The organism is Carboxylicivirga mesophila (genome assembly GCF_018271975.1).
GTDB classification, from domain to species: domain Bacteria; phylum Bacteroidota; class Bacteroidia; order Bacteroidales; family Marinilabiliaceae; genus Carboxylicivirga; species Carboxylicivirga mesophila.
This window is the reverse complement of sequence record NZ_JAGUCN010000017.1, coordinates 110,867-133,160: the sequence shown is the minus strand read 5'-3', so window position 1 is coordinate 133,160 and position 22,294 is coordinate 110,867. Positions and strand designations below refer to the sequence as shown.

The following is a 22,294-nucleotide window of genomic DNA, read 5'->3' as shown; positions in this document are numbered from 1 at the left end:
AGGTGGCTCATGAGTTATATCGAATACTTTAAGGATTTCTCTCCCGAAGGAGCTTCGGGGGAGATAAAACCATTAAAAGTCAATAATCATATTCACACACCTTTTTCATTTAGTGCGTTTGGCAGTATTGATGAGGCTTTAGATCAGGCTGTGGAAGAAAATGTGCAGGTGGTGGGGGTTAATGATTTTTATACCTTCGAAGCTTATCCGCAATGGTGTGATGGCGCTATTAAAAGAGGGCTGTTTCCCTTATTAAATGTTGAGTTTATTGGTATAAATCGTGAGGATAAGAAAAGCGGCCTCCTGATCAATGATCCATCTAATCCGGGCCGAATCTATATCAGTGGTAAAGCATTGGCCTATCCGTCGGTATTGTCTGCCAATGACCAAAGTATTCTGGACGATATCATGACTGTGAATAATAAGCGCTCCGAAGAGATGATAAAAAAGATGAATAACTGGTTTAAGACGGTTGGCTTTGGTTATGAGTTGAATTTTGAATCCATTAAAAAGAACCTGACCAACGGGCATGTGCGTGAACGACATTTGGCATTAGCTATCCGCATGTTGGCCGAACGACACTATTATTCTACCGAGCGCTTGTTAGGTTTTTATTTACTGTTATTTGGTGACAAGTGTTTTGAAAGTCACCTTCATTCATCCTCTGGGATGGAAAATGAAATCCGAAGTGCTTTATTAAAATCAGGCAAGCCTGCCTATGTGGAAGAAAGCCCGGAGGCTTTTGCAGACAGTAGTGTAATCAAAGAAATTATTCTCAAAGCCGGGGGGGTACCAACATATCCGTTTTTGGCTGATGCGGTTAAGGGATATACCGATTTTGAACGTGAACTGCATAAAGTAGCGGCCGAACTGAAGCGGCGCAACATTTATTCTGTTGAACTTATACCTGCACGAAATTCTCTCCAGGTCCTGAAAGAGTATGCCACTTACTTAAGAAATCAAGGTTTTGTAGTCAGCTTCGGAACAGAGCATAATAGTCCTGGACATCAGCCTCTTGAAGTGATGGCTAAAGGAGGTGTGCCACTTGATAATGAATTGATGGAGATAAATTACGAAGGTGCTTGCATTTTGGCTGCCCATCAATATTTATACGCCAGCAATGGCCATGGTATTTTAGATGAACATGGCGTGTTGATTCAGGAAAGAAGAAACGAATTTTACCAATTGGGCAATGCCCTGATTAAATATGTAACCTGTAAAAAAGAACTTCATGAAGTTGATTGATATAATACCTGTGGTGCGTATGCTGTTATCGGATGATGGCTTGGTCTGTTGTAAGACGGAGGCTAAAACGGATGTGTCAGATTCAGAAACCGCATGCATCAGCATCGACCAAAGTGGTGATAAAGCAAGCTTGATAACTGCTTTACAGGCTCAGCTTTCTCAGGCTGCTCAGCCTGTTAAAACTGTTCTTGTCAAAGGAAAAGGGCGAATTTCGATTGATGCTCCCAGGGATGAGGCCGGGTTTAATGAAATAATTAAAAATCGGATTGTTATTATTACAGGTGGTGCGCAAGGCTTTGGTGGAGGTGTGGCTGAAGAACTGTTTGCCAAAGGTGCACACATTGTTGTGACTGACCTGAATGAGGAAGCCGGAGATGCCATGGTCAGCAAACTAAATGCCCGCGGACAGAGTAATAAGGCCCTGTATGTAAAAGTTAATGTAAGTGATCCGCATTCGGTGAAAGAGATGATTGATCAAACGGTGATGGCACTCGGTGGCATAGATGTTATTATCAGCAATGCAGGTATACTCCGTGCCGGCGGATTGGACGAGATGACTCCTGAAACTTTTGAGCTAATGACAAAAGTGAATTACAGTGGTTATTTTTATTGCGCCAAGCATGCTTCGCACGTGATGAAACTTCAGGCATCTGTGGCACCGCATCACTTTATGGATATTATTCAGATTAACTCAAAGTCAGGCCTAAAAGGCAGCAACCGCAATTTTGCATATGCCGGAGGAAAGTTCGGTGGTATTGGACTAACCCAGTCGTTTGCATTGGAACTGATGCCCTACAATATTAAGGTAAATTCCATCTGTCCAGGTAACTTCTTTGATGGCCCCTTATGGAGTGATCCTGAGAATGGACTCTTTATACAATACCTGAAAGCGGGTAAAGTGCCTGGTGCTAAAACCATTGAGGATGTGCAGGCGCACTATGAGATGCAGGTGCCGGCTAAACGCGGGTGCCGGGTCGGAGATGTGACCAAAGCCATATTGTATGCGATTGATCAGCTGTATGAAACAGGGCAGGCCATTCCGGTAACTGGTGGACAGGAAATGCTGAAATAGTAGATGTGTGATAATTGATGTTGGATGTGACGGTATAAACATCGCCTTTAATTTAAAGTGTTTTACCAAACTCTTGCTTCTTTATACAAATAAATATGAAAACAAAAGCAGTACGATTATATGGTAAGCAGGATCTTCGCATTGAAGAATTTGATTTACCACCGATATCAAATGATGAGATTCTGGCTAAGGTAGTGACCGATAGCTTATGTATGTCAAGTTATAAAGCCGCTAATCAGGCAGCTGACCATAAGCGAGTGCCCGATAATATTGCGGATAGTCCAATCATAATCGGGCATGAGTTTGCAGGTGAGATTATGGAAGTGGGAGCCAGCTGGACGCATCGGTTCAAGCCTGGTCAGAAGTTCTCCATTCAACCGGCTATCTATTACGAAGAGGGGCCTGTAGGTGTATTAAGTGCGCCGGGCTACTCGTATCAGTACATTGGCGGAGATGCTACTTATGTAATCATTCCCAAAGATGTGTTGGTTCAGGATTGCCTGCTGGTTTACGAAGGTCCTGGTTTTTATCCGGCTTCATTGGCTGAGCCTTTAAGTTGCGTCATAGGTGCCATGCATGCCAACTATCATACCAAAGCAGGCAGTTATGTGCATGATATGGAGATAGTGGAAGGAGGTAAAATGGCCATCCTGGCAGGTGTAGGTCCAATGGGGCTGGCAGCCATCAATTATGCGTTACGTCGCGAAGATAGAAAACCATCTCTTTTAGTGGTGACGGATATTGATCAGGAACGATTGGACAGAGCTGCCAGCTTGTATACGGTTGAGTTTGCCGCATCGCGCGGTATCGATCTGCGTTATGTGAATACATTGTTCATGGATAATGCTGTTGAGGGATTGCGCAAGATTGCTGATGGTGAAGGGTTTAATGATGTGTTTGTGTTTGCGCCCGTACCACAGGTAATTGAACAGGGAGATGCCATCCTTGGTTTTGATGGCTGTCTGAACTTTTTTGCCGGGCCCTCCAAGGCCGATTTCTCAGCTAAGATGAATTTTTATAATGTTCATTATGCCTATACGCATGTGGTTGGTACATCCGGTGGAAATACCTATGATATGAAGGAGGCATTGGAGATAATGACCAAAGGGCTTGACCCTGCCGGACTGGTAACGCACATTGGGGGCTTAAATGTGGTGCCTGAAGCCACTCTTGATCTGCCTAATATTCCTGGTGGTAAGAAATTGATTTATCCGCATGTGGAAATGCCATTGACAGCCATTTCTGATTTTAAAGAGAAGGGGAAAATAAATCCTGTTTATGCAGGATTGGCCGAAATATGTGACAGGCACAATGGATTATGGAATGTGGAGGCGGAAACCTACTTATTGGCTAACTTTGAAGGCTTAAACAATTAAACTGAATAGAATGATTTATTTAGCGGATACAGCTGATATTGATGAGTTAAAAAAACTGTTTTATTACTTTCCCTTAGAAGGTATAACGACCAATCCAACAATTATTGCTCAGGCAGGCAAAAAACTGTCTGTTATTATGCCTGAGCTGATTGAAGTTGTTCAGGATAAAATGCTGCATGTGCAGATGATTAGCAGCAGGGCAGAAGATATGCTGCGTGAGGCAAAAGCCTATAAAGCAAAATATGGCTTGGGCGATAATTACTATGCTAAAATCCCTGTGACTGAAGAAGGGTACAAAGCCATGCCGATGATTAAAGAGGCTGGTATAAATGTGACAGCAACAGCTATTTTCACACAGCAACAGGCGTTGGTGGCAGCCAGAGCAGGAGCCGATTGGGTAGCGCCCTATGTTAACCGATTGGATAACATCTCATCACATGGTATCGAAGTGGTGGGGAATATTGTCGAAAATATTGAGCGCTTCAACTTGCCAACAAAGGTGCTGGCTGCAAGCTTTAAGACAGTTGACCAGGTGCATCGGGTAAGTATGATGGGAAGTCAGGCAGCCACAGTAAATTTTGAAATATTAGAGCGCTTACGCAGCCATCCAATGACTGATATGAGTGTGGAATGGTTTGAAAAAGATGCAGATGGCCTATACGATATTGATTTTTGACTGCACATATGCAGTAGAATAGTTCTTCAAACTGGAAAGAGGCTCGTTAAAGGAGCCTCTTTTTTGTAACTCAATAGTTGTCAATATTCTACCTCAAGGCAGGGGGAGAGGTAAGAGGCATCAATCATCCTATGCGGTATAATTCAATATTCCACCGTATTAACGAGACTCTGAATTTCAATAATTAAGACCATATAAATTTTTGCCAATTAAATATTAAGACTTAATTTCGGACGTTTAAAAAATAAGATTTCGAAACTTAACGGAACAAGTCTAACTCTTAATCTTCAACTTCGGTGTATATGTGAAGGAATTGAACCATAATTTATGCATGATATCTTAAAAGTTGGGAAACGAATGATGATTAGAGATGTTCAAAAAACTAGTAGTTGTTTAATTCGGGGAGTTAAATCTTAAGCATATTACGTAAAAAAAATTCAAATATTATGAAACCATTAATTGTTCTCATAGCCATGTTAAGTGTAGCATCATTTAGTCAAGCTCAAAAGGCAACCATAAGTGAGCAGTGGGTAGAAATGAATACATATTCATTCTATGATCCAAATCCAGTTGTAAATCCTGATCGGATTTATCCATACTTTAGGTTTGACGGGTATAAAAGACATGGGGTTATGCAAGCATGGAAAATGGTTGTGCTTGAAAATGAATTCATAAAAGTTTTTGTATGTCCCGATATTGGCGGAAAGGTTTGGGGGGCGATAGAGAAATCCACAGGTAAGGAGTTTTTGTATTATAACCACAGTGTGAAATTTAGGGATGTGGCCATGCGGGGAGCCTGGTCTTCAGGCGGATTGGAATATAACTTTGGAGATATTGGTCATATACCCACCTGTGCTACTCCGGTTGATTACATGATTAAGGAGAATGAAGATGGTAGTGTTGCCTGTGTGGTAGGAGCAATAGATCTACCTTCGGGTTCGAGGTGGAATGTTGAAATAAAGCTGGAAAAGGATAAAGCGTTTTTTGAAACGATTGCCTCATGGCATAATACGTCGGACGTACCTGTTACTTATTATCACTGGATGAATGCAGCCGCTAAAGCGGCTGGTGATCTTGAGTTTATTTATCCAGGCAATAAAAGAATTGGGCATGGGGGTGAGGTTGGAGAATGGCCGTTTGATAATGGCAGGCATATTGCCATGTATGAAGAGAATAATTTTGGAATCTATAAATCATATCATATCATCAATAAGTATTCTAACTTTTTTGGTGGCTATTGGCATAAAGATAAGTTTGGTTTTGGGCATTATGCTGATTATGATGATAAACCAGGACGAAAGATTTGGATATGGGGGCTTTCGGATCAAGGAATGATATGGGAAGATTTGTTATCTGATGGAGATGGCCAGTATATAGAATATCAGGCAGGAAAGCTATTTAATCAGGCTGCTCACAGCAGTACATTTACTCCTTTTAAGCACAGGGAATTTTTACCATTTGATTCTGATGTGATGCGAGAACTTTGGTTCCCCTTAAAGGATACAGAAGGCATGGTGGCCGCCTCTGAATACGGAATCTTAAACACAAGCCACCGTGAAGATAGCCTGGAAATATTCTTAAGTCCCTTGCAACCTTTGCAATCATCACTTGTAGTCACATGCAATGACGAAATTGTATTGAATGAAACTATTGATCTGCGGCCACTTCAATTGTATAAGCAAAAGATTGGTTTGAAACAGGGAAAGGCCTATAAAATTGAAATAGGCAAGCAATTAATCGGTTTTGATTCAAAATCGTCGGAGGACTATTTGGACCGACCCGTGACTTCAGCACAAGATTTTAACTGGAGCACAGCCTATGGTAAATATACAGAAGGATTGGAACTGGAGAAACAGCGGCGATATGCAGAAGCGGAGCACGCCTATACATTGGCATATGAAATTGAATCAACTTTCATGCCTGTTATTGGCAGGCTGGCATTACTTAACTATCGAAAAGCCAAATTTGAGAGCGCTTTAGGGTATAGTTTGCAAGCATTGGCAATCGATACCTATGATCCATTAGCCAATTATGTACAGGGATTGATTAAAAGTGAATTGGATGAAATAGATGACGCCATGAGTGCTTTCTCTATAGCATCTCAATCAATAGCATTTCGATCAGCGTCATTGGTAAAACTGGCCGAGCTTTCCATTGATATGCAAAAGGTTGATGAGGCAATAAAATATGCCAAGAAAGCCCTTTTGTATAATCAAAAGAATTTGAGAGCCTTTGAAATATTAGTCATTGCTTATAGGTTAAACCAGCAAGATGTATTGAAAGAAGAGGCCTTAACCGGTTTGTTTGAACTCGATCCCTGTAATGCCTTTGTTGCTTTTGAAAATAATTATAAAGATGGAATTGTTAACAAAGAATGGCTGAAACAGATTACTAACGAACTACCCCATGAAACAATACTCGATTTGGCTGTTAAGTACCATAAAATGGGCTTAAATGATGAAGCGATAATGGTTTTAGAATCAGGCAAACACTTTGAGCATCCTATTATCATGGCATGGTTGGCTTTTCTAGATGCTGAAAATAGGGCAACGCATTTGGCACAATTAACAGACATGTCAGCAAAAAACACTTTTCCCCACCGGAAAGAAACTTTAAGAATACTGAGCCGGTTAATGCAGGACAGTTCAGATTGGAGGCTACCCTATTTTTCCGGGATTATAAGTTGGCACATAGGATGCCTGGATGATGCCAAAAGCTATTTTGAAAAATGCGGTGAACAGCCCGATTTTGTAGCTTTTTACCTGTCTAAAATGAATTTATTTGACAACAATCAGAAGGTTGCCGACAACTGTTTAAAGCGTGCTTTTGAAATTGATAAAAATGATTGGCGCTTAAATTTGTGTTTGATACAGAATTATATCAATAGTAATGAGCTTCAAAAGGCTGAAAAGTTGTCTGGCAAGTATCATCGGTTATATCCGGAGAACTCCAAGTTTGGGATGTTATATGCCAATAGCCTGCTTAGGCAAAAGAAATACGAGCAATGTCTTTCGTTTCTCGAAAAATTTGAAGTGATGCCTTACGAAGGAGCAACAGAAGGACGAAATATCTACCATGAGGTATGTTTAAGATTAGCGTTTCGCTCATTTGAGGATAAGAGCTATAGAGATGTTATTGAGTACGCTAAAAGAGCTAAGGAGTGGCCGTTAAATCTGGGTGTTGGAAAACATTACGATGTAGATGAACGACTGGATGATTATCTTATAGCATTAGCATATGCTCAACTAGGTAAGGAGGATGAAGCGAGAAAGTATTATAATAAGATTATTAATCATCGTACCCCAAAATATCTTAATGAAAGTTCCAAATTATTGTGGCAGGTATTAGTACTAAACCAACACGATCAGAAGGCAGAAGCTACATCTATTATACAGCAAGCATTAAATAATGAACCTGATAACCTGTATGTCAAATGGGTAAATGAATTATACTTGGGTGAAGCAACCAGTGAACTTTTAGATCAAATTGCAAACAGTAACCAAGAGGTTCAGGCTTACGATACAAAATTTATTGATGTGGAGTTTATTATTAGTAAAAATATTTACGATTCCTTAGTGCAGCTGGGTTATATAAGCAAGTTTAATCATAGCGGAAGGAATACTTTATAATATGTTTTCAGAATTAGATGTTATCTTTAATAATTGGTATTAATGAACGCTTCATAAAGTATATAGATTTGCATGTCTACCGATAACTTATTGTTCGAATTGATTAAAAAAGGAGATGAAGATGCCTTTGAGTACTTCTTTCGAAACTCCTATATGAGACTTTTTAATTATACTTCATTATTTGTTAATGAAGAGGAGGAGGTAAAGGATATCGTTCAAGAGGCTTTCATTAGCGTATGGAATATGAAGCAAGAACTGAAGACTGATATGTCGATAGAGTCTTTTGTTTTTAAATTAGTGCGAAATCGTTGTATCAATTATCTGCGGGACAAAGCAATTCATAGTCGACATTTAAAACTCTATTCTCAGGAAATACAAGATCTTCAGTTTTTAAGTGAAATTGATTTTATAGGTCATGAAGAAGAGCCTTTAGAAGAATTACTTCATAAAGAGCTAAAAGAAGCATGTAAACAATTATCTCCGAAGTGCAGAAGGATATTTGAATTGTGTAAGTTTGAAGGAAAAAGACAGAAAGATGTAGCAATGGAACTGAACTTATCGGTTAAGGCCGTTGAAAAGCACATTTCCAACGCAAAAAGGCAAATTCGTATTCATATTGAAAATAAATATCCTGAATTGACAATTGTTGCTATTATAGTAATTAACCACCTAAATCGCCCTCTGTTATAGCCTTGTGTTTCTTTGTGAAAATTACTCACGCTATCCTTTTATCAACTATGTGAAAAGTTTTATTCCGAAAAAAGTAGGGTTTTGCGATCACTATGTGTATTTAAGTCTGTAACGAACAAAGTGCATATGGATAAATTAATTGTCAAATATTTAAATGGAACGGCATCCAATGCTGAACTCATTGAATTATTGGATTATATCAGAGCCTCTGATGGTAATAAGAAGTACTTTGAACAACAAAAAGAGCTGTGGAAGTCGAATACAAAAAAGGTATTTCACTTTAGAACAGAGGCAGACTGGCAAGCAGTTAAAAATAAACTTACTAAAAAATCTCAACCTAAATCAAAGTTAAAGGTCGTTTTGCTTTCAATTGCATCTGTTGTAGTTGCATTTCTATGTATTGCTGCGATAATGTTGTACCAAGCTGCAATTGAACAGGATGTTTTAGTTCAAACAAAATTAGGACAACGTTTTGAAGTTGTATTACCTGATAGTAGCAAAGTCATTATGAATGAAAATTCATCACTTTCTTATAATGCTCTTCAATTCATATTTAAACGGGAAGTATATCTCAACGGAGAAGCTTTTTTCGATGTTCAGCACAGTGGTTTGAAGTTTAATGTGAATAGTGGTCCATTAAATGTTGAGGTATTAGGTACGCGCTTTAATATTAATCATGACATGGCTGCCAATAAAGTTGATGTTTATTTAGAGAGTGGAAGTGTGATGCTTACAGTTGATAATAATAGTAGCTGTCAAAAGATTCTAAAACCAGGTCAGCAAGCTACTTATCAATTATCCACTAAAGACATTGATGTTAGTGAGATAAACTCACTCGAGCAAATAGTTTGGTCAAAAGATGATCTGATAATTCGAGATGAAACTCTAGAAAACTTCTTCAAACAGTTGGGGAAAAGATATGGAGTAAAGTTTGACTTAGACGACGAGAGTGCACTGAAGGATTTAAAAATTTCACTGACAATTAAAGATGATCCACTAAATAAGGTACTCGAAATTATACAGCTTTCAGTTCCAATTAGGATAGCGAATAAAAGCAATTGTTATGAAGTGAAACTAGATAACGTACGATATAAGAAATAAAAAAAGCAGGGAAATGTCTGCAACACACTTCCCTGTTAAACCACTATCAGTTTAATTAACTTTAATTATCAAATGTATGAAAAATTGGCGAATTATTAAGCCTCCTATAGACAGAGAGGCTCGTAAATTATTGAGGGTTATGAAAATTTTATCCATTTTATTACTCGCATTTAGTTTGCATCTGACAGCAGGGGTTAGTGCACAAGGAAATAAAATCAGTCTCAAGGTCAACAATGCTTCAATTGTTGATGTTCTTGAAGACATTGAAAGTCAAAGCAGCTTTCGCTTCGTTTTTAGTTCTGATTTAGGAGATTTAAGCCGGAAAGTAACAATGAATATTCATCAGGAAGAGATGATGAATGTATTGGATGAGGTTCTTAAAGGCTCTGAGTTTATTTATCGGATACAAGATGATTTCATTATTTTCTTACCTAAAGAAAATAATGAAATTATAATCAATGCTCAACAGGTTTCGGTTACAGTAAAAGGTATTGTTACCGATTCTAATGGAGAACCAATTCCTGGTGCTAATATTTTTGAACAAGCAAATCGAATGAATGGAGTCATTACAGGATTTGATGGTAGCTATTCGATTGAAATTAGTTCAGGAGAAACTGCTTTAACGTTTTCATTTATAGGATTTAATACGCAAACTGTTCAGGTAGCCAATAGAAAGACAATCAATGTTACTTTAGTGGAGGAAGCAACGGGTTTAGATGAAGTTGTTGTAGTTGGTTATGGAACTCAGAAAAAGGCAAATCTTACTGGTGCAGTTGAGTCTGTAATGCCTGAAGGCCTGCAAAGTAGACCTTTAACAAATACAAGTGCAGCCCTTCAAGGGCAGGTTGCAGGTGCATTTATTTCGCAAACTTCTGGTCAGCCTGGAAATGATGATGCCCAGATACTAATTCGTGGTATTGGAACCTTTGGTAATAGTAAACCTTTGGTTATTATTGATGGTATGGTCGGTGATCTTGCAGATGTAAACCCGAAGGATTTAGAGAATATATCAATACTTAAAGATGCTGCGTCAACTGCCATATATGGAAACAGGGCGTCTAACGGTGTTATATTAATTACGACAAAAAAGGGCAAATCTGGCCAAATGAAAGTTGATTATAAAGGATATGCTGGTGTTCAGCAAGTGACAGAAATGCCTGATATTCTTAAAGGTGTCGAGTACCTTGAGTTACGAGCACAAGCCGAAGCCAATTCGAATAATGGTCAGTACCCTACATGGTACAATGATGAATACATGTATAATTACAGAAATAATGTTGATCCAATGATGTATCCAACTGATTATGATTGGATTTCCGATACATTTAGATCTGCAGCAATATATGATAATCACGTTAATATATCTGGAGGTTCAGATAACCTCTTGTATTCTGTTTCTGTAGGCTATCTTAATCAGGATGGTATTGTAGATGGGAATGATACTAAAAAACTGACTATTCGATCTAATTTTAGTTCTTATTTTTTCAAGGATAAGTTACGCTTAGATCTCAATTTGTCGGGTTATGATCAAATAACAAATGATGTGGTTGCAGGTATGGATAATGCAATTTATAACGTTTATGTGGCTCCATCAACTGTTCGAAAATATATACCAACAGTAGGTTACACTGGTTACGGAAGTAATTGGGCCGCAAAAGAAGAAGGTGGATATAGACAGACGAAATCAACACCAATAAATGTTAGAATGGCTGCCAGTCTTGAAGTTGTAAAAGGCTTAAAAATTGATGCATCATACAACTTGTATAGTTCATCAAACGAGTTGGAAATATGGAATCCTTCTTTGACTTTTTACGCATTACAAGATAATGGTCAGTTGTTGGAGAACACGCCTACTCAAGCAATCTTAGAAAACTATAGAGAAACATCTTTAACAAAAATGGCTGATTCGCAGATTAATTACTCCAGTAAAATTGGCGAGAGTATTGATTTTAATGCTTTAGCTGGTTTTGAAGCACGCGAATTAAGTTATAAGCAGTATTCCATGAGTAGAACTAATTTCCCTGTTAATGTTCCAAGTATGGGCATTGGAGATCCAGCCACACAAAAGAATGGTTCTTCAGCTTATGAGGGCTCTTGGTTGTCATATTATGGTCGTCTTAATTTTAATATACTAAATAAATATATGCTAGAGGCGACATTACGTAAAGATGGAAGTTCCAGGTTTGAAGATAAGTGGGGAACATTTCCATCAACTTCAATTGGATGGCGCGTGTCTGAAGAATCATTTCTAGAATCTGCGGACTGGCTGGCCAATTTGAAGCTAAGGGCTTCATGGGGGCAATTAGGAAACGAGGCAATTGGTGATTATTATGCGGCAAGTAATAGGATGAGTTCAAATCTGACATATAACTTTAATAACACTTTATATTCTGCTGCAGCAATTACCAGGCTTGCTGATCGATCGACTTCATGGGAAACATCCGAACAGTTAAATTTAGGTTTTGATATCGGTTTAATTAGAAATAAGATTACTGCAACATTTGATTACTTTGTTAAGACAAATAAGGATATTCTGATGCAACTTCCTGTATCAGGTACCTTAGGACTATCAGAGGCTCCATTTGTAAATGCCGCAGCAATGGAGAATAGAGGGGTAGAAATGATGGCCACTTATGTTGGAAAGTATAAGGAGCTTGATATTAAAGCAAGTATTACGGCATCAAGTACGACAAATGAGATCACAGATCTTGGTGGTCAGGATTTTATAATTTTTGACAATAACTTGATGTGGGAAGTTGGAAAACCGTTTAACTCATTTTATGGATTTAAAACAGAAGGACTTTATAGATCACAAGATGAGATAGATAATCACCTTAATTCAGAGATTGGGACTGCTTATGCAGGTATGGTTGCTCAACCTGGTGATATTCGATTTGCAGATTTGAATGGGGATGGTGTCATAACAGCTGATGATAGGACTATTTTAGGAAAGCCTTATCCAGATTGGGTATTTTCGAGTAATCTTGACTTAGGATGGCGTAATTGGGATTTAGGTCTATTTTTCCAAGGAGTTTTTGGAGTTAATTCTCTTAACCAGGGAATGATAACTGCACCTTTTCATGGAGGAGCTGCTGCAACTGGTGCTTGGTATCGGGATGCATGGTCAGAAGATAATCCAGATAGTAATATCCAAAGATTATACAGCGAGCCAAACAGGTTTAATATTGTATCTGATTATTACATGGAGGATGCTTCTTATCTGCGTTTGAAAAATGTTACTATTGGTTATACTATACCAAAACGTTTGCTTGAAGGTATTGGGGTTTCTCATGTTCGTGTATATGGAAATATTCAGAATGCACTGACATGGACAAAAATGCGCTATGGTTTCGATCCTGAGAAGCCAAGTACAACAACAAATACTCTGCAATATCCACAGACGAGAATATTTTCAATGGGTGTAAACATTAAATTTTAGATGATGAGAACGATTATTAGTAAACTAAATATATTAGTCATCGCTCTTGTAATGAGCGCATGTGCGGACTACCTGGATACTGATCCGAAAGACTTTAGTCGTCCAGAAGATTTTATGAATACGGAGAAGCAAGTTGAAACTGTAGTAAACGGTGTTTACAATAATATTGACTTTAGCAGTGATGATAATTTGTGGTTGAGAGTTTATCCAATGTATTACGATGTAATGACAGATAATGCTTTTAACCGTTCACCTTGGGAAGGTGCAACAGATTTTGCCAGAGGAACAGTGACCGCTGAGAATTTTAGGGTTGAAGCTCATTGGAAGCGTAATTATTCAGGTATCGCACGAGCCAATGCCTTTTTAGAAGCGATTGAAAATTCAACACTTATATCTGATAATATTCCGCGTTACATTGCAGAAGTAAAGTTTTTACGTGCTTGGTATTATCATGACTTAGTGAATTTTTTCGGCGATGTACCGTTAATTCTGGATGCTCCTGATTTAGAAAACAAGGAACCTGCAAGAACTGCAAAATCAGATATAATTGCTCAAATAATTCAAGATCTTAATGATATTATTCCAATTTTACCTGAAAGTTATGATAGGCCTGATGATCAAGGGCGAATAACGCGCGGTGCAGCCTATTCATTCTTGTCAAGAGTTTACCTATATGAAAAACAATGGGCTAATGCTGCAAAAGCAGCAAAGGACTGTATGGATCTTGGAAAATACAGCCTGTATAAGGATTATGAAGGACTATTTATAGAAGATAATGAAGTAGAAGTCTCTAATACAGAAGCGATTTTCGAAGTGCATTATACACCTCAGATTAATCCATCTTTTTTTCAAATGCCTTTAATGGAATGGTGGCCATCTTTCCTACCGACATTAGAGTTAGCTGAATCTTATTATATGGCTAACGGACTGCCTATAACAGATCCTAATTCAGGTTATGATCCAGAAAATCCATATATGAATAGAGATCCACGTTTGGAGGCATCGCTTTATTATCCGGGTGCTCCCTGGACAATTGAATTTTGGGGACGTATAGATCAACGTTTTGAAGAAAATTGGATTTTAGGTGGTTCTGGTTTTAAACCAAAGAAATGGATTAATAACGGTAAAGCTCTTGATAGAACAAAAAGTGAAGGTACTAATAAACTCTTTATTCGATATGCAGAGGTTCTATTAAATTTTGCAGAAGCGCAAAATGAATCTGCAGGTCCTGATATGAGTGTATATGCTGCGATTGATGATTTGAGAGTGAGAGCAGGTATGGCAAAACTTTCTGATGCGATGCCCGGTTTAAGCAAAGATGATATGCGTGAAGTAATTAGAAATGAAAGACGTATAGAGCTTGTTTTTGAAGGTCATCGCCTAAATGATATCAGACGTTGGGGGATTATGGAAGATGTAATGAAGGATGTTCATGGATATGATGCAACCTATTTGCAAGATATGTCCTATCCGGGAGATGGAATGGGAACGACAGACAAATGGCAATATAAAACAAAAGTATTAGACATTCGTTCGTTCAATACTTCTCGTGATTATGTTTGGCCAATTCCTCGTGAAGAAATGAATTCAAATTCAAATATGAAGCAGAATCCTGGTTATAATTAATTAAAAAATAATACTATGTATAAATATATATTAACATTTATTACTGTATTCCTCCTCCAACTTACGGTTAGTAGTTGTGATGAAGATGCTGAAACGCCAACATTATCAAGGCCTAATATATTACTTGATGAAAGCAAAAGCCCTATTATAACCGAAACTTCTGCTGAAGTTGGATGTCGTGTTTATACTGATGGTGGATCGCCCATTAAGGAGGTTGGTGTTTTGTGGCAGTTGAAGACCACTAAATCAGTGTTGGAAATGCAATTCCCTGAATTAGAAGGTGATGCAGTAAAGGTGATTGGGGAGATTGAGAAAACAGGTGTTGGTGCTGCTACAGCTCTTATAGAAGGATTTGCTGTTAAAGATACTGCGTACATAATTCGAATGTATGCGATTAATACAGATGGACAAGTAGGTTATAGCTACCCAACCAGAATAAGTAATAATTTAAGTGACTATTAAAATTTCTGATAGTATTTAAGTTACATTATTAAATCAAACTCACTACTTCTGGTAGTGAGTTTGATTAACATTTTTTTTGATGTAATAAATTTCAATAATCCCACTTTATATCTACAGTTAAAAGAATTAAAGGCTGCTTCTTGGATGTAAAGTGTTAATATATCAGTTGCTATGATTTTGCTCAAACAGTTTAGTTTTATCAATGCTCTTTTTTTGTTGAATATATATTTCTTAAGTTCTAATTTGACTAGTGCTCAAGGTGTTATACAAGATGACGACAAGCCATTCAGGCATCAGGCCAAGACCCCTTACGAAATGGCTAATCGTAATGAGGCCAGAGTGCCATTAGTTACTTTTGAAGATGATAAGATTTGGGAGTTAGAAACGGAAAATAGCATTGCTACATTAACCAAGACGCAAGAACAACAGCTGTATCGTAAATATTGTGGTAAACTAAGTTTTAAAGCTACAGATAAGAAAGCATCTATCACAGTAAGACTTAAAAAGCCAATTGTAATAAATAATCCATGGGACTGCATTGATTTCTGGAATTATGGAGCGCATTGGCTGTGGGGCGAACCCAAATGGGAAACAGCTATGAGGCATTTTGCTATTATTGAAGGTGCCGATGGACAAACTCATGAACTTGACTTTACACAAGCAGGATATCCTGGCATGATACATAAATACTGGCACTTGAGTCATATAAAAGTTAATGAGGATATTAAAATGCCGGCAAAGCTTATTGGTGTGCGCTTTAAAGGAAGAAGAAATATCCCAGATTTAGAGTTAGATTATTTTTTAGGCCCAATTTATGTTTATCAGGAACAGCTAAAACCGATTACTTTCAATGAATGGCCCGAAAAACTGCCATTCCCGGTCAGAGATGTAACTATTCTACCATTGAATAAAAGCGCGTATACAAATACAATAAAAAAAACGGGCAAGAACTACCTGTTTACTTATGAAGGAGACGATCAGAAGTTACAATATGAACTTAATATTGAAAAAGGTCTTTTAAGTGGGATAACTGTTAAAAAGGAAAACCTGAAGGTACCTATTAATGAAGGAGCAGAGATTTATTTTGAAGGAGTAGATATAGTCAATTGGGATATCAGAAAATCTAAAATTAAGAACGATACTGTTTTTGTAAATGCCGTAGCATCTTTCATGCAAAAAGAGGTGAAGTTCAGTGTCTGGTATACGATAAAACAGAAGTCTCTAATTGTTGGTATACATGAAGAAGGCCAAGAAGGCCAAGTTAGTTCTATTAATCTTGGCAGTACCAAAGCTGATGAGTCAGCTAAATTGGTGACAGTACCCTTTTTGACATATGGTGAAAATCGAATGCCTCAAGTGTTATATAGTCACGATTTATTTTTCTTTAAGCAATTAGACTGGTATTATTCAGATGCGTCTGATTTTATTCCCGGGCGTCATAAGATTAAAGATGGTTGGGCATCGTATAGCAATGGTATCAGATATATTCCTAAAACAAATGGGATTAGAAATCCGGTAAAGGAGAAGATATTTATTAATGTGTCAACCGATGTGCAGGAGGTGCTTCCTACGGTAGATAATCCGAAATCACCAATGCGTTCGGTTATGGCCCATCGTCTTTGGATGGTTGAAGGAACGCCAGACCACGATTACCTTAAGCAGCAGGCCAAAGAATTGAGAGCTTTAGGTTTAAAAGAAGTCGCGGTTCGGTATCACGAGGGTATCTGGCGTGATGGGGGCGAAAGCTATACTTTCAGAACAGAAACAGCACCCGGAAGAGGTGGTAATGCAGCCGTTCAAAGATTAGTTGAAAATATTAAAAGTAAAGGATGGTTAGTCGGTTTATATTCTAATTATACCGATTTTGCACCTGTTAATGCAAATTGGGATCCGGATTGGGTGAAGCGAGAGCCAAATGGCGGATGGGAAGTTAGTTGGTCACGTTGTTATTCGCCAAAACCCATGATTGCCGTTGAACAGCAAGAAAAACTGGCCCCTCAGATACATAAAGCGTTTGGTACCAATCATAGCTATTGCGATGTGCATACTGCAGTGTCTCCAATTTCAAGAGTAGATTATGATTACCGGGTTCCTGGAGCTGCTACTTTCCGTCGCTCATACGAATGTTATGGCCTGGTGTTGATGAATGAGAAAAAAGCCTATCATGGGCCGGTATATTCCGAAGGCAACTATCACTGGTGGTATGCAGGATTAGTGGATGGAAATTATGCAAATTTCAATCCGAAACTTAATAAGATAGACGTTTTTCCTGACTTTCAGTTATTAAAGATACATCCGCTTGAGATGGATGCAGGAAACGTTTATACTGAAGGAGCCGAGTATCTGGCTTATACTTTAGCATATGGTCATATTGGACTAGTCAATGGTGATATAGCTGAACGAATAAAGCGTTATGCCATGCTTCAGCCATTGCAGCCATTTTATTCCATGATTCCAATCAGAAAAATTCAGTACTTTGATGGGGAGAAGTTTGTTAACTCTTCCGAAGCAATTAAGAATGAGTTGCTTGGTAATGCTCAACTAGCACTTGAATATGAATCGGGCTTTAAAGTATTTGTGAATTTTGCAGATACAGATTGGACTCTTGAAGCTGAAGGCAAACAATACATATTACCAAAATTTGGTTTTATGGCCTATCAGCCACAAAACAATGTAATTTCAGTCTTTGGAAAGGTAAGTGATTGGAAGTCAAATGGAAATGCTGAGTTTAATATGACTGACAACCAAATCTATATAGATTCTCATGGAACCGAATTCGAGACTGATGATTTTAAATGCAATGGCAGGGTGTATTTTAAAAACGAGAATTTTGGTTGGGAAATCATTCCAGCGAACGACTTCGAATACATAGCTTTTAATCCGGCTGTTATTGGTTGCACAACAAAGGTATTAATTCAAGGGCTTGATATTAATGACAGGCCAATGGGGAATGTACCTTTTCAAATAGTACATGGCAAGATTCAATTGGAGCATCATAATAAATCAATCCTTAAGTATAGAATTGTACAAGTACAGTAGGAAGTAACTTGGAAGGTTTATTATAACTGATATGAATCAGTTCCGGGGTACTTCCTATTGTCACTTACTTTCAGATGATTAAAAAGTTTTACCGCCTAAACCTAGGGTTTTTCTTATTTTTTGTGTCTTTAAAGTTATACAAAGTCATTTCCTAACGGGGCATTAGCTAAAACTTTTGTTGCACAGGCAGTTCATGATACATATTGAATATTTATAAGTTGACAGGTGTTGGTGCTAAAATTAATTGCCAGGGTATTTGGATGAATTGCAGTAGTGCTTATCCGGGTCGTAAATGGATTTAATCTGAAAGGAACGTGTTACCCCATTAGGATTTTATAAGCATAAGATTGTGATATGCTGATGATAAGTGAATGGTAAGTTGTGGTGACTAAAGTTTTAATAATGCATCGAATTGTATCAATAGTATTCATAGTAGTTTGTGTGATTTCAGGTTTTTTGTTGCTTGCTTCTGAGCAAGTCGTAAAGCACGATTACCCCGTTTCTGTTATTCAAAATGATTCAATACGTGTTACCGTACTCATGCCCGACGAACTTAATGGCTATTACAGAAGTACACGTTTTGATTGGTCAGGTATGATTGCACAAATCAATTATGGGGACCATGAATTTCTACAGGCTTGGGAGATGTATGATGGAACGGTGCATGGAGGGGTGCATGACCCGTTGACGCCAGGGACAGGAACAGGAACAGCCGAAGAATTTCGTAATCCTCTGGGGTATGAGGAAGCAAATGTGGGGGAGCCTTTTGTGAAGATTGGTGTAGGTGTTTTACAAAGAGCAAGTCAAGACCCGTATTTCTGGGATTATCCATATAAAATCATTCAATCTGGTAAATGGGATATACAAATTAATAAGAGTTCAATTGTATTTAAGCAAAGTATGGTAACCGATTTTGGGTATGCATATGACTATGAAAAACAAATCAGACTAATTGATAATAAAGCAGAATTGGAAATTATACATATGCTGAAAAATTGTGGCGCTAAACCGATTTTTGCCAACCCATATTGTCATAATTTCTTCAGTTTCGATAACTACCCCGGTGGGCAGAATTATAAAATGGTTTTTCCAAATGATGTATGCCCTGTTGATCAATTTGATTCAAGAATAACCTTCGAAGGCAATGAAATTAAAATTAATGAGGATGATTTACGTAACGATTGGATAGGAGGCCATATCAATGCCGGAACCTCCAAAGAGTACACAGTGATTAACTCCAAAACCAGAACCTCAATTAAAGTTATTGAAGATAAGGATTTAGGTCCGTTTTACATTTATATGTCCAGGACATCTGTGTGTGCAGAACCAATGGTCGAGTTTAGTATCGACAATGGACAATCTTTTACATGGAAACGAACATATCAGTTTAATAAAAATCTAAGAATAAAATGAAAAGATTAAGAAGTATTGTTTTAATGTTACTGATACCCATTGGTGTGCTTATCTCATGCCGTGTAACGGATAAATCAGCACCTAATAGTTATACGAAGCACGGACTTGAGTTTGATGAGCTGGCCACTGTTTGGGATGAAGCAATCCCTTTGGGCAATGCTACTGTTGGTAACCTGGTTTGGCAAAAAAAAGGACGATTAAGATTTTCATTGGATAGGGCTGATCTTTGGGATTTGCGACCAATGGAAAATATTGATTTTAATAAATGGACGTTTAAAGATGTCTATGATCACTGGAAAGCGGGTACCTATAAAAAAGTTCAGGAAGCATTTGATGTGCCGTATGATCAGTTACCAGCACCATCAAAAATTCCGGCAGGGGCTTTAGAGTTTAACATCGACGCTTTGGGTGAAGTTAAAAAGGTGGATCTGGATGTAGCGACTGCTATTTGTACTGTTGAGTGGATAAACGGAGCTAAATTAACAACTTTTGTACATGCCAGTGAGCCTGTAGGGTGGTATCGCTTTGAAAATGTACCTCAGGAACTACCTATCGAACTGATTGCACCTTCGTACGATCGCCCTAATGAAGAAGGATATACCAGTCAGGCAAAAACGGATCTTAACCAATTGGGTTATGGACAAGGAACCATTACAAAAGGAGATGAGAATATTTGTTATAACCAAAATGGCTGGAAAGATTTCAAATATCAGATTTTTACACAATGGTATCGAGAAGAGCAGTCCCTTACTGGATGCTGGTCTGTCTCATCGGAGAAAGTTGCCTCCGATAACAGCGTAAAGGCCGAAGCCTTTGTATCGAATGCATTGGCTAATGGATATCAGACAGCTATCGAAGGCCATCTGCAATGGTGGCACAACCACTGGATGCAGTCTTCCATCAGTATTCCGGATAAACTGCTGGAAAGGCAGTATTATTTAGAAATGTACAAATTTGGTTCAGCTGCACGTGCCGATGCGCCTCCAATTTCGTTGCAGGCAGTATGGACGGCTGACCACGGCAAGCTACCGCCCTGGAAAGGTGATTTTCACCATGATTTAAATACACAATTGAGTTACTGGCCGGCTTATACGGGTAACTATCTAAACCTGGAAGAAGGTTTTATTAACTGGTTGTGGAAGAACCGTGAAGTATTCAAAAAGTACACTCAAGATTATTTTAATGTGAATGGCATGAATGTGCCTGGTGTTAGCACATTGGATGGAGAGCCCATGGGTGGTTGGATTCAATATTCATTTGGACAGACTGTTGCAGCATGGCTTGGGCATCATTTTTATTTACATTGGAAGTATTCAATGGACCGTAATTTTCTGGAGGAAAAAGCATATCCCTGGTTGAAGGATGTATCTGTTTATCTGGACGAAATTTCAGTGAAGGATGAAACAGGTAAAAGGAAGTTGTTAATTAGTTCTAGTCCTGAAATATATAATAACTCTGCAAAAGCCTGGTTTTCGCAAACAACAAACTTTGAACTGGCTCTGATTCGCTGGAATTATGAGAAAGCTGCAGAACTGGCCACAGAGCTTGGGTTGAAAGAAGATGCATTAAAATGGACACAGATTCTATCAGAATGGCCAGAATTGGCTATAGACGGAGAGACAGGGCTGATGTTTGCTCCTGAAATGCCTTATAATGAATCGCATCGACATTTTTCACATTTACTGGGCTTTCACCCGCTTGGCTTGCTTGATGTGTCGAACGGCCTTGAAGAACAGCAGGTGATAAAGAATACGCTTAGTAACCTGGAGGCACAAGGCACTGGTGGTTGGACGGGCTATTCATTTAGCTGGCAGGGAAATTTGTATGCGCGTGCATTTGATGGCGATAATGCTGCCCGTGTACTTCGCATTTTTGCAGAATGTTTCTGTTTGAAGAACTCATTTCATGTCAATGGCGATCAGTGTAAAGCAGGACACTCAAATATGACGTATCGTCCATTTACCTTGGAAGGAAATTTTGCATTTGCGTCTGCCATTCAGGATATGCTTATACAAAGCCATACAGGTATTGTAAAACTTTTTCCAGCCTTGCCCGCCGATTGGACCGATGCCAGTTTTAATAAGTTAAGAACCTATGGCGCATTTTTAGTTTCGGCAAGAATGGAGATGGGAAATGTGACAACTGTTGAGGTATTGGCCAATGCTGATGGTGTTATTCAATTGGAAAATCCTTTTGGTGGTACTGGTTTTAAATGCAACCATGAATTCACTACCCAGGATGGCATCTTAAGCTTTAAGATGAACAAAGGGGATGTTATTTTACTAACAAATAATTAATGTATTCTAACGCTCAAATTCGAATTTTATCTACTGCTTGTTTAAGGAGGAAAACTTACAAAATAGGTTTAGTGACTTTTATTGGTATGGTAAAAATTGAATTTGAGCGTTCGTTGTCTCTTCAAGCTAAAAATGGTGTTTCGTTAAGATGCCATTCATCCCATTATATGGCTATATATACCGGACACAATATACAGTAACTGACAAACAATATTTTTGAACAACGAAA

General features: G+C 38.3%; 13 protein-coding genes. All 13 read left to right on the top strand.

Features of this window, described 5'->3' with window-relative positions; genetic code table 11:
- Nucleotides 1–9 precede the first annotated feature (9 nt).
- Nucleotides 10–1,245, top strand: coding sequence for a hypothetical protein (locus KEM09_RS14910; protein WP_212229492.1), 1,236 nt, complete (start codon nucleotides 10–12; stop codon nucleotides 1,243–1,245).
- The gene (locus KEM09_RS14905) at nucleotides 1,232–2,317 is read left to right on the top strand and encodes an SDR family NAD(P)-dependent oxidoreductase (RefSeq protein ID WP_212229490.1); all 1,086 of its coding nucleotides are present in this window, start codon (nucleotides 1,232–1,234) and stop codon (nucleotides 2,315–2,317) included. Before KEM09_RS14910 ends, KEM09_RS14905 begins: the two co-directional genes overlap by 14 nt.
- Before the next feature lie 95 nt (nucleotides 2,318–2,412).
- On the top strand, nucleotides 2,413–3,693 hold the full coding sequence (locus tag KEM09_RS14900) for a zinc-binding dehydrogenase (RefSeq protein WP_212229489.1): 1,281 nt from the start codon (nucleotides 2,413–2,415) through the stop codon (nucleotides 3,691–3,693).
- A gap of 10 nt (nucleotides 3,694–3,703) precedes the next feature.
- Nucleotides 3,704–4,369: a transaldolase family protein gene (locus KEM09_RS14895; RefSeq protein ID WP_212229487.1), complete on the top strand. Its 666-nt coding sequence runs from the start codon at nucleotides 3,704–3,706 to the stop codon at nucleotides 4,367–4,369.
- A 446-nt stretch (nucleotides 4,370–4,815) separates the two neighbouring features.
- The gene (locus tag KEM09_RS14890) at nucleotides 4,816–7,998 is read left to right on the top strand and encodes a DUF5107 domain-containing protein (RefSeq protein ID WP_212229485.1); all 3,183 of its coding nucleotides are present in this window, start codon (nucleotides 4,816–4,818) and stop codon (nucleotides 7,996–7,998) included.
- A 72-nt stretch (nucleotides 7,999–8,070) separates the two neighbouring features.
- Complete coding sequence (locus tag KEM09_RS14885) at nucleotides 8,071–8,688, top strand: RNA polymerase sigma-70 factor (protein WP_212229483.1); 618 nt, start codon at nucleotides 8,071–8,073, stop codon at nucleotides 8,686–8,688.
- A gap of 126 nt (nucleotides 8,689–8,814) precedes the next feature.
- Nucleotides 8,815–9,789: a FecR family protein gene (locus KEM09_RS14880; protein ID WP_212229482.1), complete on the top strand. Its 975-nt coding sequence runs from the start codon at nucleotides 8,815–8,817 to the stop codon at nucleotides 9,787–9,789.
- Between the two features lie 76 nt (nucleotides 9,790–9,865).
- Entirely contained in the window at nucleotides 9,866–13,228 is a 3,363-nt protein-coding gene (locus KEM09_RS14875; protein ID WP_212229481.1) for a TonB-dependent receptor, read from the top strand.
- On the top strand, nucleotides 13,229–14,854 hold the full coding sequence (locus tag KEM09_RS14870) for a RagB/SusD family nutrient uptake outer membrane protein (protein ID WP_212229480.1): 1,626 nt from the start codon (nucleotides 13,229–13,231) through the stop codon (nucleotides 14,852–14,854).
- A 15-nt stretch (nucleotides 14,855–14,869) separates the two neighbouring features.
- Nucleotides 14,870–15,316 carry a hypothetical protein gene (locus tag KEM09_RS14865; RefSeq protein WP_212229479.1) on the top strand — a complete coding sequence of 149 codons (447 nt, stop codon included), beginning with the start codon at nucleotides 14,870–14,872 and terminating at the stop codon, nucleotides 15,314–15,316.
- Between the two features lie 171 nt (nucleotides 15,317–15,487).
- Nucleotides 15,488–18,355: a hypothetical protein gene (locus KEM09_RS14860; protein ID WP_212229478.1), complete on the top strand. Its 2,868-nt coding sequence runs from the start codon at nucleotides 15,488–15,490 to the stop codon at nucleotides 18,353–18,355.
- Between the two features lie 402 nt (nucleotides 18,356–18,757).
- Nucleotides 18,758–19,768: a hypothetical protein gene (locus tag KEM09_RS14855; RefSeq protein WP_212229477.1), complete on the top strand. Its 1,011-nt coding sequence runs from the start codon at nucleotides 18,758–18,760 to the stop codon at nucleotides 19,766–19,768.
- The gene (locus KEM09_RS14850; protein WP_212229475.1) at nucleotides 19,765–22,065 is read left to right on the top strand and encodes a glycosyl hydrolase family 95 catalytic domain-containing protein; all 2,301 of its coding nucleotides are present in this window, start codon (nucleotides 19,765–19,767) and stop codon (nucleotides 22,063–22,065) included. Before KEM09_RS14855 ends, KEM09_RS14850 begins: the two co-directional genes overlap by 4 nt.
- Nucleotides 22,066–22,294: the final 229 nt, after the last annotated feature.